Raw genomic sequence first — 449 nt, 5'->3', positions numbered from 1 at the left:
AATTCTGTTTGATATTTATTTGGATAAAGCTTGACTGTTTCTGTTAATTGCATAGATATCACCTAAACGTTTTTTTGATCTTCAATATACTGCTTAATTACAGAAAATGGTGCACCACCTACTGTAGATACAAAATAGCTATTGGTCCATAGTGTTGGGATTCTTGATTTCAGCCAGGAAAACTCCTGTCTCAACACTCTGGAAGAGTAACCCTTGATTCTTTTAACTGCTTTGTGAATACCATATTGTGGATCTACTTCCATAAGCAAATGTACATGATCGGGCATGATTTCCATTTCAATGATTTCGACATTCAATTGATCACAGGTTTCTTTAATCAACTCCTTTAAGCGATCATCAACACCATCTACAAGAACGGGACGTCGATATTTTGGACAGAATACAACATGATATTTGCAGGAATAGGTCACATTATTATTCGATTTGTA

1 protein-coding gene is annotated in these 449 nt (G+C 35.0%); it reads right to left on the bottom strand.

The window, feature by feature from the left end; all coding sequences use genetic code 11:
• Positions 1 to 62 precede the first annotated feature (62 nt).
• The coding region (gene tnpA, locus LJD32_RS15090) for an IS200/IS605 family transposase (protein WP_227392838.1) at positions 63 to 449 on the bottom strand (387 nt) is incomplete at its 5' end.

Source organism: Faecalibacillus sp. TM498 (genome assembly GCF_020589955.1).
Taxonomy (GTDB): Bacteria; Bacillota_I; Bacilli_A; order Erysipelotrichales; family Coprobacillaceae; genus Faecalibacillus; species Faecalibacillus intestinalis.
This window is presented reverse-complemented; position numbering and strand designations above follow the sequence as displayed.